Below are 13,117 nucleotides of genomic sequence, written 5' to 3' on the forward strand. Positions count from 1 at the left end.
ATTGCGGTCGCATCTTCTCCAGCGCGCGGCTGCGTTCGGGCCTAATCCAGATCGCACGCATCCATCAGAGCACGCTGGCCGGCCGCCGTTTGCTCGTCCTCGTCGACGAAATCATCGGGGTAGGTGTAGAGCTGCAGCAGCGCCATCAAGCGTTCGGTCGAGCCGGGATCGTTGGCAAAGCGGCGCCTGAGCTTGCGGAAGAGCCGCTTGAAATCGTCGTTCGCGAGCAGGTCGTACCATTGCGCGATCGGATTGGTGCCCCGATAGGCCCACACCGTGCGGCACTCGTACCAGCCACGCTCGCTCGTCGCCGATATGAAGGTGCCTCGATACTCGATCTGCCGAAGCTGGGGGTCAGGAAAGAGCTCTTCGCAGATCAGCTTGATGATCGTGATCTCATCGTCCTGAAGGAAGTCGATGAAATCCTCGGTATCCGACTGCGGCACACCGTAGTTCCATTCCCAGAAAGCGACGGTGGGAAGGGCTTTCTCAAGCTCGGGATCGGCATCGCTCTTGAAATTCGGCGCGCCCTGCGACCGCACCTCGGTCTCGAGGATGTTGGTGGTCGGCACAGCATTGCCGCGCCGCACCGCCCTTCGCAGCCTCTCACGTTCGTCAGCCATTGGTCTCTCCCCTATCGTTCGTGACGCCTACCCCGTCACACGCCAACTCGCTCCTTCTATCAATCGCATGCGGCAAAGCCGCTCCAGTGACTCCTCGAACTCCGCCCGCGCCCGCTTCCGCTGGCTTTCGATTCGAAACGTCGAAACGTAGTCTGCTTCCGCATCACTCCGATTGCGGTCGTCGCACAGTTCGAAAACGAGCCACGCGGCGGAATTTAGAGTGTAGATTTCCCGCGCGCGCGGGTCGTAGACGAGGCAGAACGCCATCTCCGGTACCGGGCGCACGCACAGTCCCGGGGCCCTGCTCAGCCAGCCATTGGGGGAGGACACGCAGATCCACTCCGTCGTTGAGCGAGGTGCAGAAGGGATCGGGAGCCTCCCATCGGCCATGGAAGGCGTAGGCTGCCGCGCGGCAGCCGCCCTGTGTCCCCTCTGATGCCGTGCATTGCGAACAATGTGCCTCGACCTTGCCCTCGCGCAAGTGCCGATACAAAGGATCGTTGCGCCAGGTGTCGACCAGCCGGGTGTGGCGGACGTTGCCGAAGTTCACGAACTCGCGCAGGTAGGCGCAGCCGATCGAATCGCCGCGCGCCGAGATGCAGGCCGACTGCCAGCAACAGTTGCGATCGTTGGGATGCCAGGATTGCATGATCCGCAGGCCCTCGGGCGGATCGAGCGACTGGATGGCTTCGGTCATCTCGGCCAGGGACAGGGCAAGCTCGTCCCACAGCGCCCTTGCCCGGCCAATCGGATAGAAGCGGAGCACGCCAAATCGCTTGGCGCCGAGCGCGCTGGCCAAGCGCATCAGCGCAGGTAGTTCCGCGGCCGTTCGCCGGTTTAGGATTGTCAGCACATCGACCGGCACGCCGACAGTGACCAAATTGTGCACGGCATCGCAGGCCGCCGCGAAGCTGCTTGGGGTGCGGGTGAACCATTCGTGGGTCTCCGCCGAAGCACCCATGAAATCGACCAGGACGCGCCCGACGCCGGCTTCTTTCAGCCGTTCTGCCATCGTTCGATCGATCAACGTGCCATGTGTACGCAGGAGCGTCATGGCGCTGCGCGCGGCATGTGCGAGGACGCCCAGGAAGTCGGGCCGCCAGAGGGGTTCGCCGCCCTCGATGTAGAATTGAATGACGCCGTCGGCGATCAGCTCATCGACGACCTTCAGCCATTCCTCGCCGGTCAGTTCGTCGGAATCGGGCTGGCGCGAGCAATTACCGTAGCAATGCCGGCAATCAAGATTGCAGCTTTCAGTGTAGGATAATGCCACCAGTGGTGGTGTTTCGAACGACGGCTGCCGCATCTTGGACGTCACAGGGAACCGCCCCAGACTCGCTTTTACGTGGTAAAGTCCGGCCTGTCTATTGCTTACCCAACGCAGGGTTGCATCCCTTCAGAGGTAGGACTCAAAGTGATTCGCTGCGCCATCTGTGGCACCGAAAATCTCCGCCCCACGCGGCTGTGCGGAAACTGCGGCAATGCGCTTCAGCTCGGCGAAGGCCATGGACCAGCGGAACGGCGTCACGTTACCGTCCTGTTTTGCGACTTAGTTGCATCGACGTCGCTGTCACAGGAAATCGACGCAGAAGACTTCGGTGAGATCCTCGTAAGATATCGAAACATCGTCGCCGAGTCTGCGGAGCGCCACGGCGGTCATTTGACCAGGTTCTATGGCGATGGCGCGATGCTGTGCTTCGGTTATCCGACGGCGCACGAGGACGACACGGTGAATGCCGTCAGATGCGGGCATCACATCGTCGATTCGATGAAGTCGTTGGATTACAGCCAGTTTGGTCCCATCTCCTGGACGCCAGCCGCGCGCGTCGGAATTCATACCGGCCTTACTCTGGTCGGCGACTTGGGGTTCGGTGAACTCAAGGATCGAGGCAACCTGATCGGTGAAGTGCCGAATCTCGCCGCGCGGATCCAGCAACAGGCGCCCAAGAACGGCATCGTGATGAGCAGCATCACCCGCCGGCTCATCGAATCGCGCATCGACTGCCGCCCGTTGGGATTGGTGCAACTGCCAGGCACGCGTGAGCCCATCGCGCTCTTCGAGTCGCTGGGCGTGCGAACCGATTTGGACGATCCGCTGCAGGTGCAGGTCGCGGTCGCCGGACCGCCGATCGGCCGGGATGCCGAATACAACCTTATCGTTTCGCGCTGGGAACTTGCGCGCGCCGGAAATGGTCAGATCGGAGTGCTGGTCGCCGAAGCTGGCATGGGCAAGACTCATCTTATCCGAGCAGTGGCGGCACAGGCGCTCGGGGAAAACGCTCGGCTGTTGATCGCAGCCTGCCTCCTGGAAACGTCGGGCAGCGTACTGCACCCAATCGCTTCGATGATCCGGCGCGAGCTTGGCCTCTCCGGCCTTGACGTCGACCAAGCCATGGAGGCACTTCGTGCCGCCTTGGCGCCACTGGGCGGAGACGAACCGACCGCTCATGCCGTGGCGACCCTGCTCGGTTTCGCCGAACCGGAAGGCAGCACAATCCTCAGCACCTCGGTCAACCGCGCTCAGGCCTTCGCGCTGATCGCCGAATGGATCGTCGCGGCGGCAGACAACCGGCCCACCTTATTCGTCGTCGAGGATCTCCATCTCGCTGATCCGTCAACCCGGCAGTTCCTAGCGGAACTCACCGACCGCATCGCAGGCGCATCTTGCCTACTCCTGGGAACCATGCGCCCTAGCGCGCCGCCGCTTTGGGACCATCGCAGCCACGGCTTCACCCTTCATCTCGGACGCTTACCAAGCTTGTCGGTCGTGCGCCTGATTGAGTCGGTGACCCGCTTGATGGGCGAGACCGGCGACCGTGAAGTCCTTTCCGACGACGCCATACATCACATTTCGCAGCGCTCGGATGGTGTTCCGCTCTACATCGCGGAGATCACCAAGGAGGCCATCGAAAATCGGCAGCATGGTCTACGGCGGAACGGCACGCTTGAGCTCGTCATCCCACCAACACTGCAAGAGCTGCTGCTGTCACGCCTTGATCGACTAGGTCCCGCAAAGCCGATCGCGCAGCTCGCGTCGTGCCTGGGTTCGGAGTTCGGCGGCGAGCTGCTCGCCGCGCTGCACGCCGGCAATCCTGCCGATCTGCGTGAATTTCTCGATGTCCTTGTCAGCGCCGAGATCATCATCAGGCACGGCCTGAGCAACAACGCACGCTTGTCCTTTCGGCACAGTCTTTTCCAGGAGATCGCCTACAATTCCCTGCTGCGCAGCCAGCGGCGCGCCTATCATGCGCAGATCGCCAAACTGATCCCCGACGGCTTCCCCAGCGTAGCGGAGAAGAAACCGGAGATCCTTGCCCGGCATTGCGCGGAAGGCGGGATGCCAGAGCTGGCCATACAGCATTGGCGGAAGGCCGCACATCTTGCCTATTCGAGCTCGGGATTCGTCGAGGCCGTCGACTTCTTGCATTCGGCTCTCGATCAGCTGCCATACATTGCGCCCGAAGCCACACGGATCGGCCTCGACCTGGCGTTGCAGGTCGACCTTGGTACGGCGCTGATTGCGACTAGGGGGGAGGCGTCGCCTGAGGTAGAGCAGGCTTACAGCCGGGCGGAAATGCTCCTGCAACGAAACCACGGCAAGGAACTGAGCTTCTCTGCCCTACGCGGGTTGCAGGCGTTCTATCAGGTGCGCGGCCCTCTCCGCACATCGCACCAGCTTTGTGAGCGACTGAACATAGTCGCCAACACAACAGGTGATCCCATAGCAAAGGTCGAGGCCCTCCGCCGTCTTGGCTGGTGCCTGTTCTGCAAGGGCGACCTCATAAAGGCCCGCGATCATCTGCACGAGGCCATCGAGCTCTACAGTCCACGCAATGCCGAGGAACACATCATCGGCCACTCCGTCGATCCTTTGGTGCTCGGCAGAATCAACCTCGCCTGGCTTGAGGCGATTGCCGGCGATGCCGACAAGGCCACGCGAGAGGCAAACGAGGCGATCCGCTACGGCAGCGAGCTCGGACACGGGCTGAGCCTGGCGTATGGCCTGGGAATTTCAGCAGCCGTCTACCAGACACTCGGCGACGCCGAACGGGCGGAGCAGTACGCTTCCGAGACCCTCACCCTTGCCCGTCGCCGTCATCTTCCCTACTGGATCTCCTTCGGCACCTTGATGAAGGGTTGGAGCCGTGCGGCCTCCGGCGCCGTCGACGGCCTCGTGGAATTGGACGCCGGCCTGAAAGCCTATCGGGCAACAGGCGCGCGGCTGTTCGTACCCTATGCGCTCGCACTTAAGGCCGAGGCTATGCTTCGATCGTCGCGTGCGGCCGACGCCCAGAATCTCTTGACGGAAGCCTTGCGCGAAGCGTCCGAGCTCGAATGTCGTTTCGCAACGCCGCAGATCATGCATCTCGCCGCCACTTGCGCTCTGCAGATGACCAAGAATGCCTTGGCTGTCGCTCCGGCCTTCGATGCAGCTTTGTCCGAGGCCCTGAGCATCGGTGCCGGGCAATTGGCAGAACGCGTCCTATCGGACGCCGCCAAGGCCGAAGTATGGACGTCGCAGGAAATTGCGGCCCTGCGAGCCCGACGACGCGACCTTTAGGGGCTATTTGGTCGCCTGGCGGGGGCAGAAGGCCGGCTTGGACCGCGATCTTGAACGCCTAAGACCAGTGTGCAGACGGGCCAAGCCACGATCACTTCCGACAAGCTGAAAGCCCTCTCGGTGGCGACGCAGAAGCGCCTTGTCGAAGGGTCGCCCGAACTGCGTCAGGCGTATACCTGCCGCCCTCACTACTAGCTCTGAACGGCCGTCCCTCGATTGTGGGGCTTCAACCATAGTCCGAGGGTCAGTGCCTCGTGACGGTTGAAAAATGTCTCGAAGCCGAACAGGTGTGAGTCTCCATTGCGATCAAGCAGGATTATCTCGCTTTGGCCGAGACTTCCGCCGCTCTGCGAGCCGCAGTAGCCAACGATCGCTGCAAACAAGTCCGTTTCCTTGAGGCTGCCAAAGCTCTCTCGAAAGGGGAACGATTCCACACAGTAACGGCATGGTTTGGCAGCATCAAAATCGGCCTTGCGTCGCGCCGGATGTGGGTGGCCAGTGACTAAGGCGACAATTGGCCGGCCGCCATGTGCCTGCTCGACGAACCTCCAGAGCGTCGACGTCATCGTATTACCAAACCCTTTGCTCAGGTTCCGCACAAGAGCAAGACTTGGCGCCGAGGCGGTTGCCTCTGCTACAAAACGATCAGCGAGGAACAGTATCTGCCCCGCCGCGTAGTTCGCTTCCGCCTCCATGATCTCATGGCAGGCTGGTGTTAGTGTCTGCTCGGTGTCACCCAACATCATTCCGGCATGCCATGGGATGATGTCGTGGCCGATCTCGTGCGCTTCGTTCCACCGATGTTTTAGGGGCGGCAGGTCTTGGTCGAGTAGGATTCGCTTCTGGTCCGGCAGGTACAAGGCTTTCAAGCTGAGGCTCCGCACCGCATCGCCCAAGATCGTTGGACGCAAGAGAACCTGAAGGCCGGCGACCTTCATGCGCGAGAAGGTTTCGCGCAGAAGACTGTCGTCTGTTGTGCTGTAGTATCCGCGGTCGAGCTTCAGCAGATCCCGGACGACGCGCAGGTCGATGGGTGGTTCAGGGTTGCCCAAGCCACGCAGGACTTTGGCGATCTGTCCGTCGATATCAGCGACAGTTCTATATCCGAGACTAACGTTTCTCACTTCACTCGCTTAGGCTCTCGGTCGCTCAGAACAGCGACAAACGCTTCAAGTGCAGAGCTTTCCTCTAAGGTTAACTTCTGCACAGACTCAGAACGCGCGGCGAATCTTACGGCTTCCTGTCGAAAGCCGGCATCGTTCGCTGCCGTCAATCCGGCAAGCTGCATCAATCGCCTCTGCGATACCTCAAAGGTCTCCGCCAGCTTGAATATGGTTCGCGGTTCCGGAACGTAGTGGTTGTGGTCCTCGATTACGAGTAACTCGCTCGCATCAAGGTCGGCCGCCTGAGCCAATTGTTCTATCGAGAAGCCGCGGCGGCGGCGCATTAGATTCACGAATTTGCCGAAGGCTATACGGGTTTCCTCCGCTGCCGCGCTCTGCGCACCCGATCCATGCTCTTCCGGCACGGGGTCGAACGCGAGCAGGCCGGCGCCGATGACAGCGCCGCCTTCACGACGTGCCTGAGCCATCCACCAATCTTTGCTGCGTTCAAGTTTCATCGTCCTCACTCCTCTTCAAGAAACGCACGAGCCTGCTCGACGGTCATCTCGAAGTAACTCAAGTTCTGATATGCTGAATCCTGTCCAAGGTCGGTCATTCCAATCTTGCGGTAGAAGGCATCGGCCTGGGGTAGCGAATGAAGTCCCAACCGCCCCTTAAAGCCTTCATCAACACTCAATGCGACGGCGGCCGTTATCAGCGCCGAGCCCACGCCACGCATGCGGGGGGCTGGTCCAAGCTCCGGCCGATTCCAAGGCGCCACTTCAAGATAGTCAAGATAGACTAGGGGCTTACCCACTTGGCTCGGCTCCCTGCCCGCCTTCCTCAGGTCGACTTGCGCCAGACCTTGCGTCTCGCCACAAGCGACGACGCTGAACCCGCGGAAAGCCAACAATCCCTGCACTTGGGCCGTCTTCTGCGCCCAATTCCAGTGCCAGCTTTGTGGCCATTGCGACATTGGTACGCCGTTGCGAGCGAGATCCTGCAGCACCGCTAGCAAGGCAGGCTGCCACTTCACCTGCCAATCGTCGAGTTGCGCTTGCTCGATCGCATCTCGCAACTCGGCTTCGATACTCCCCCCGGTCGCGACGTCGAGAAGATAGATCGTCGAGACATCGGTCGTCATAGAAGCATCAGCTCCGCCTTTTCCTTTGTCGCCTCGTTCTCAAACAAGAGCTTCTCGCCCTTGTCGACCCGAGCGTCGATCGTCTGGTAGAGGCGCAGAGCCTGCCGGAGCACGGCGGTCTTGGTGATGTCCTTCCGGACTGACAATTCGTCCAAAACCCTCATCTCGGCGTCGGTGAGGTTCAGCGTCATCGTCCGCTTCGCCACCATCTCATCCTCCGTCGTTGAGCGCAGCATATAGGCAGAATATGGGCTTCTGTCAACGTAAAATAGCTGTCCCACATCATATTGAATAGCCATTTTCTAGCTACTATATCCTTCCTTCAAGACGCCGCCGCCCCCGGGCCGCCGGCCAACAGGGAGTGAGATATGGGCCGGCAACACGTCAGTCACGATGAGATCGCCGCATTCGCGCAAGACAAAGTGAACCTGCCGAAGGACAAGGCGGATGAATATCGGGCGCAAGCGCGCCGCTTGCGCGAGAAGCTCGACGGCTATCTTGACGAACATCCAGATTTCACCCTGAAGAAGATGCTGCTCTCGGGCAGCCTCGCAAAAGGAACGGCACTTCGCTCCCTCAATGACATCGATGTCGCTTGTTATGTCAGCGGCGCGGACGCACCCGATGACGTGCAGGCGCTGCTCAACTATTTGGCCGAGCGGCTTCGCAAGGCGTTCCCAAACTTTAGTCCCGACCAAGTGCAGCCACAGACATACTCGGTCACGGTCTCATTCCGTGGGACTGGGCTCGACGTGGACGTGGTGCCGATCCTCTATAACGGCGACCCGCAATGGTACGGGAACCTCGTCAGCCAGGATGACGGTTCTTTTCTGAAGACGAGCATTCCGCTCCATCTGGATTTCGCTGCGAAGCGCAGACGCGCCCAAGAGAAGCATTTCGCGCAGGTGGTCCGGCTTGTGAAGTTCTGGGCCCGCCGCATGAAGCAGGAGCGCGACGGCTTCCGCTTCAAGTCTTTCATGATCGAGATGATCCTCGCAAAGATCTGCGACGACGGCCTGGATTTCTCCGACTATCCGGAGGCGCTCCAGCACTTCTTCACCTACATCGCCCGGACCAATTTCCGGCAGCGGATCGTGTTCAGTGATTACTACCCCATCGCATCGGTGGGTACGTTCTCCGACACGGTGCAGATCATCGATCCGGTGAACGCCACCAACAACGTGGCGCACCTTTACACCACAAAGAACGCCGACGCGATCGTCGAAGCGGCTCTCGAGGCCGGAGACGCCATCGACGCGGCACTTGCCGCCCCCACCAAACAACTGACCGTCGGCTATTGGCAGAAGGTCTTCGGCTCCTCCTTCCAAGCGTGAGGTCGACAAATGTCCTACAGCTCCAGCTACACGGAAAGCTCAACCTTTTCGGTAACCCATGCTCGGCACATGGCGGCCAAGGTCGCAACTGATCTCAAGCGCATGCAACGCTTCTACAACAGCCCGTCCGACACCAAGATCGCGGAGCTCGAAGCCGAGGCGACTGAGTTGATCAAGGCCGGCTATCTGGAGACTGTCACGTATGGTTTCAAGAGAGACGGCAACTGGATCGAGCCGACGTTGCGCTACATTGCTCGTGATCTTGCCGGCGCATCGGCCAACGATGACGATCCCGGTCGCGTCCGTCCCGGAGCAAATATCAGCGGCGCCACCTTCTACAGCTATATGACCTACACCTCCGCTTGGTTCCAGTTGACCGAGACCGAGCGCACCGCCTTTGAGAGAGCGCTTCCGTTCTCGCGGAGCGGAGCGCCGGAACCAGGAATCACTGGTTATTTCGCCGGTGACCGCACTTATTCATCCGGTGGTCGAGCGCTCGACCGTGCCAGCGTTCGGAGCTTTTGATGAACACCAAGCCCACCCTCAGCGAACTCTTCGAGCGTCGCCTCACCTATCCCGACTTCGAACCGCAGGCGCGGCTTGCCCGTCTAGTGGGCCTGGATGACCAGAAGAGTCGCCTTGCCAAGATCCTCGGCCTTCTCGTCAATCCAGGTGGTCTCACGGATTGGGCGCAGCGGCATCATCCGGGAGCCCAGGCGCTTTTGGATACGATTCTGCGCCGGCCGCCGCTGGTGGTGCTCGCGGGGGACGTCGGTTCAGGTAAGACGGAACTTGCCGAGACGATTGGGGATGCTGTTGCGCGGCAGGAGAAAATCGACATTACCCTTCTACCGCTGAGCCTCTCGACCCGCGGCCAGGGCCGAGTCGGCGAGATGACGCAGCTCCTCTCGGCCGCCTTCGACTACACGGTGATCGAGGCGACCAAATTGAAGCCCGCTTCCGGCAAGGCGCGTGGAGCAGTGATTCTTCTCGTCGATGAAGCCGACGCGCTCGCCCAGTCGCGTGAGGCGGCACAGATGCACCACGAGGACCGGGCCGGGGTGAATGCGTTCATCCGTGGCATTGACCGCATCGCCAACGCCAAGCTTCCGGCTGCCGTGCTCATGTGCACGAATCGGCTGAGCGCGCTCGACCCGGCAGTACGGAGGCGAGCGGCTGATGTGTTGAGCTTCGCCCGCCCCGGCGAGGAGCAACGCCGTTACGTCCTGTCCAGCAGTCTGGAGCCTATTGGCCTCGGCCGCCATCACATCGACGCTCTCGTCGCAACCACCGGGCCGCACCGCGGTGTTCGTGACTATGGTTTCACCTTCTCGGACCTCACGCAACGGCTCCTGCCTGCCATCGTGCTGGACGCATATCCTTCACGGGCAGTAGACGGCGCACGTGCCGTAGAGATTGCACGCTCCATTATCCCGACGCCCCCTTTCCGCGACGGCGAGAAGCCGGCATGAGGAAGCGGTCATGACTCAGGCGGTGACTGTCCGACGCGACGGTGATACCTTTCAGGCGCGTCTTTTCTGGCTGCACGCGGCCCGATTGCTCGATCCCGAAAGCCCGATCATACGAGTCGGCTTCGAAACCGGACCGAAGGGCTTCGATGATATCTGGGTCGAGTATGATCCAGCGCGAAGCGCGCTCGATCAGCATAGTGACCCGCTGCGCCGCGAGCACATACAGTGCAAATGGCATGTGACACCAGATAGCTATGGGTACGCGCATCTCGTTGATCCGGAGTTCATCAACGCCAATGCCCGCTCGCTCTTGCAGCGAGCGCGCGATGCGCAGCTCGCTTATGCCCCCCAGGGAAGCGGCGTGCGGTTCAAGCTGCTGACCAATTGGCGGCTCGATCGAAATGATCCGCTACGTGAGATGGTGGGCAATCGCTCCGGTGCGATCCGGCTCGAGCGCCTTTACGGCTCCGTGACGGATAACAGTAGAGCGGGCATGGTGCGCAAGGCTTGGCGCGAGCACCTCGGCATTGGCGAAACGGAGCTTCGACTTCTGGCACGGACTCTCGCCTTCGGTGAGGCCACCGATACGCTCGATGGCCTTCGAGAGCACCTTGACGTCTTGTTCGGCTTCGTTGGCTTGCGTCGAATCGCTGCAAACCAGAGCGCGTTTCCCTATGATGACGTCGTATTCCAATGGATGGCGCGAGGCCGCCTCGAGTTTGACCGTGCTAGCTTTCGCACCATCTGCGCGCGCGAGGAGCTGATCGGTCCAGCCCAAGGTGGGCAACGCGTTTATGGTGTAAAATCGTTTGAGCACCCCCTTGATCGGCTCGAGGAGCGTTGTCATGCGGTCCTCGATCTGATCCCATCGTTTGATGAGCGTTACATCCGCAGTGATACCGATTGGGAAACCACGCTATATCCTGCGCTCCGGTCTTTCCTTCTCGCGGCAGCTAAGGATGAACCGCGGCTGCGACTTGCACTCGATGCACACGTCACGCTCGCCTTTGCCGCCGGTTCGATTATCAACATCAAGTCTGGCCGTCAGGTCGAGCTGGAACAGCGCAGTACAGGCCGACGCCTCTGGGCCGCCGATGATATGATCTCCGATCCAAGCTGGCCGACCCTCGCCGCTGAAGCTGTAGTGCTTCGTCAGGATCAGCCGGATTTGGCTGTCGCAATCGGCCTGACGCATGACATTTCGGCTGACGTGCGCCGGTACTGCGACGGGCACCTTCCCAACGTAGGCCGGCTATTGAACTTGAGACCGAGCACAGGCTTCGGCGCTCAATCGGTTGCTTGCGGCCGCCACGCATTCGAGCTCTCTGACGCGGCGACCAGTGCGGTCCGTGTCGCAAGGGCTGATTGCTCAGGCCGCATACACCTCTTCATTGCAGCGCCCAATGCTTTCACTTTCTTTCTCGGTCAGCGCCAAGCGGTCCTTGGCCCAGTTCGCCTATACGAATTCGATTTTGAGGGCGGACGAGATCGGTCTTATGCACCGGCGCTCACTTTGCCACTGGCGCACACTTCGGCGAAGGATGCTTGAGACGCTCCCAATCCGCCCTTAGTCACGCTCCCTCTCGGTGGCTGCGCGGAAGTATGGCCCTAGTCGTGCCAACCTGAAAAGTGATGGCGAATCACCAATTCGACGTGGCCATTTCAGCGGCCTAGGGCGCACGCACGTCAGTGCCATTTTTCTCCATCATGGCGGCAAATCGTTGCCAAGACAGCCGCTTTCTGTTGACCGAATTCCGCGCCGGCACCCACTCAATGTTTCCCTTGCTAATTAGAAGCGTGCCGAGCTTGGAACCGTCCTTCTTGACTTCGATTTCTACGTCCTTGTGCAGTACAAATTTGGTTGAGATATCCAACGTCACTTGATGAGCCATGCGCCCAAACTCCTGATGCTACAGTTCGCTCTCTAACGGTCGAGCATCCTGCCTGAGGCAACACGGAGATCAACATAAATAGCACAATGGGTGCATATATTGGCATTCACAACTTTTCCAGCGGTGGGATCCACACAAGTCTTGCCCCCTCTTTGCGACAATGGCCAGTAGGGAGCAGAGCCGCGTCGCCAAGCGGTCAGTGCAAAAACACCACCGAGTGTGAAACAGTACAAAAGCCATAAGTTGCTTTGGCTATCAGTGACCAAGTCGAAGCTCCGGCTAGGGTCTCCCTTGAAGACGCGCCGCCCCGCTATCGAGCGCCGCATGGACCACCAATCGGACATAACTGTCTTGAGTGCGTGGGCCCGACTCGAGTCGCTGCAGGCGGGGCGGCGTCTCACGATGAAGCTTCAAACAGTCGAAGCGACCCATTCATCTTCACCGACGCCGGCACTCCAAGTCACCGCCGATCTTCAAGCAGGCATCGGTGGGGCAGTGGTTGCCGCCGTACCCCAATGCTGTGCGTCCAACAGCCCTTGGCCACCGGCATGAACAAGGAGCGTTGACGGATCGACTGCTTCCCCGGTTTCGGCAAACTCCCCTTAGGGCAAGCCACGTCTTCCGAATTCATGTGTGCATGAATTCTCGCTCCTTTGCAGATGCAAAGATGAATGCACCAGAATCTCCCAAGAGCTCCAAACTAGGCAACGGCTATCAGCCCGTCACGTTATCGCGCGCTGGTCGCGAGGTGACTGGCTCCCGAATGGAGCCCACTGTCAAAACACGCTGAAACTTCCAGGCGCCGAGAGCGAGTTCGCGTCAACGCCGCTAAGGTAGAGGCGCTTCCTCTTGAGCGGATAATTGTGCAGCGGAACTCGTGAAGAGCCATACATCTCCGCCTGCGGCACGACCTTCGTTAAATACAGCTACAGCGCGCGCGCGATCGCCAATCTTCCAAAAGGCTTCGGAAACATCTCGATACACCATA

The 13,117-nt window shown here is 60.3% G+C and carries 12 protein-coding genes; 5 read left to right on the top strand and 7 right to left on the bottom strand.

Features of this window, described 5'->3' with window-relative positions; all coding sequences use genetic code 11:
• Nucleotides 1-41: 41 nt before the first annotated feature.
• Nucleotides 42-623 (bottom strand): hypothetical protein, encoded by a 582-nt coding sequence (locus tag EPO50_RS16715; protein WP_296346030.1) that lies wholly within the window; start codon nt 621-623, stop codon nt 42-44.
• A gap of 163 nt (nt 624-786) precedes the next feature.
• Entirely contained in the window at nt 787-1,941 is a 1,155-nt protein-coding gene (locus EPO50_RS16720; RefSeq protein ID WP_296346032.1) for a radical SAM protein, read from the bottom strand.
• A gap of 96 nt (nt 1,942-2,037) precedes the next feature.
• Here EPO50_RS16720 and EPO50_RS16725 point away from each other — a divergent pair, with 96 nt between their 5' ends.
• Nucleotides 2,038-5,184: an adenylate/guanylate cyclase domain-containing protein gene (locus tag EPO50_RS16725; protein ID WP_296346034.1), complete on the top strand. Its 3,147-nt coding sequence runs from the start codon at nt 2,038-2,040 to the stop codon at nt 5,182-5,184.
• A gap of 191 nt (nt 5,185-5,375) precedes the next feature.
• Here EPO50_RS16725 and EPO50_RS16730 read toward each other — a convergent pair whose 3' ends face one another.
• From EPO50_RS16730 to EPO50_RS16745, 4 genes are read right to left on the bottom strand one after another with little or no spacing between them, the layout of a single operon-like run.
• On the bottom strand, nt 5,376-6,308 hold the full coding sequence (locus tag EPO50_RS16730) for a DUF955 domain-containing protein (RefSeq protein WP_296346036.1): 933 nt from the start codon (nt 6,306-6,308) through the stop codon (nt 5,376-5,378).
• The gene (locus tag EPO50_RS16735) at nt 6,305-6,805 is read right to left on the bottom strand and encodes a helix-turn-helix transcriptional regulator (protein WP_296346038.1); all 501 of its coding nucleotides are present in this window, start codon (nt 6,803-6,805) and stop codon (nt 6,305-6,307) included. Before EPO50_RS16735 ends, EPO50_RS16730 begins: the two co-directional genes overlap by 4 nt.
• A gap of 5 nt (nt 6,806-6,810) precedes the next feature.
• Nucleotides 6,811-7,431 carry a GNAT family N-acetyltransferase gene (locus EPO50_RS16740; RefSeq protein WP_296346040.1) on the bottom strand — a complete coding sequence of 207 codons (621 nt, stop codon included), beginning with the start codon at nt 7,429-7,431 and terminating at the stop codon, nt 6,811-6,813.
• On the bottom strand, nt 7,428-7,640 hold the full coding sequence (locus EPO50_RS16745) for a transcriptional regulator (protein ID WP_367268047.1): 213 nt from the start codon (nt 7,638-7,640) through the stop codon (nt 7,428-7,430). The genes EPO50_RS16740 and EPO50_RS16745 overlap by 4 nt, the downstream gene beginning before the upstream one ends.
• A gap of 159 nt (nt 7,641-7,799) precedes the next feature.
• Here EPO50_RS16745 and EPO50_RS16750 point away from each other — a divergent pair, with 159 nt between their 5' ends.
• From EPO50_RS16750 to EPO50_RS16765, 4 genes are read left to right on the top strand one after another with little or no spacing between them, the layout of a single operon-like run.
• Nucleotides 7,800-8,765, top strand: a complete 966-nt coding sequence (locus EPO50_RS16750; protein ID WP_296346043.1) for a CBASS oligonucleotide cyclase — start codon at nt 7,800-7,802, stop codon at nt 8,763-8,765.
• A 9-nt stretch (nt 8,766-8,774) separates the two neighbouring features.
• Nucleotides 8,775-9,290: a hypothetical protein gene (locus EPO50_RS16755; RefSeq protein WP_296346046.1), complete on the top strand. Its 516-nt coding sequence runs from the start codon at nt 8,775-8,777 to the stop codon at nt 9,288-9,290.
• Entirely contained in the window at nt 9,290-10,237 is a 948-nt protein-coding gene (locus EPO50_RS16760; protein ID WP_296346049.1) for an AAA family ATPase, read from the top strand. The genes EPO50_RS16755 and EPO50_RS16760 overlap by 1 nt, the downstream gene beginning before the upstream one ends.
• A 10-nt stretch (nt 10,238-10,247) precedes the next feature.
• On the top strand, nt 10,248-11,786 hold the full coding sequence (locus tag EPO50_RS16765; RefSeq protein ID WP_296346051.1) for an SAVED domain-containing protein: 1,539 nt from the start codon (nt 10,248-10,250) through the stop codon (nt 11,784-11,786).
• A 121-nt stretch (nt 11,787-11,907) separates the two neighbouring features.
• On the opposite strand, the gene EPO50_RS16770 is transcribed toward EPO50_RS16765, so the two are convergent.
• Nucleotides 11,908-12,129 carry a hypothetical protein gene (locus EPO50_RS16770; protein ID WP_296346052.1) on the bottom strand — a complete coding sequence of 74 codons (222 nt, stop codon included), beginning with the start codon at nt 12,127-12,129 and terminating at the stop codon, nt 11,908-11,910.
• Between the last annotated feature and the right edge of the window lie 988 nt (nt 12,130-13,117).

It is taken from the genome of Reyranella sp., from assembly GCF_004297405.1.
GTDB lineage: Bacteria > Pseudomonadota > Alphaproteobacteria > Reyranellales > Reyranellaceae > Reyranella.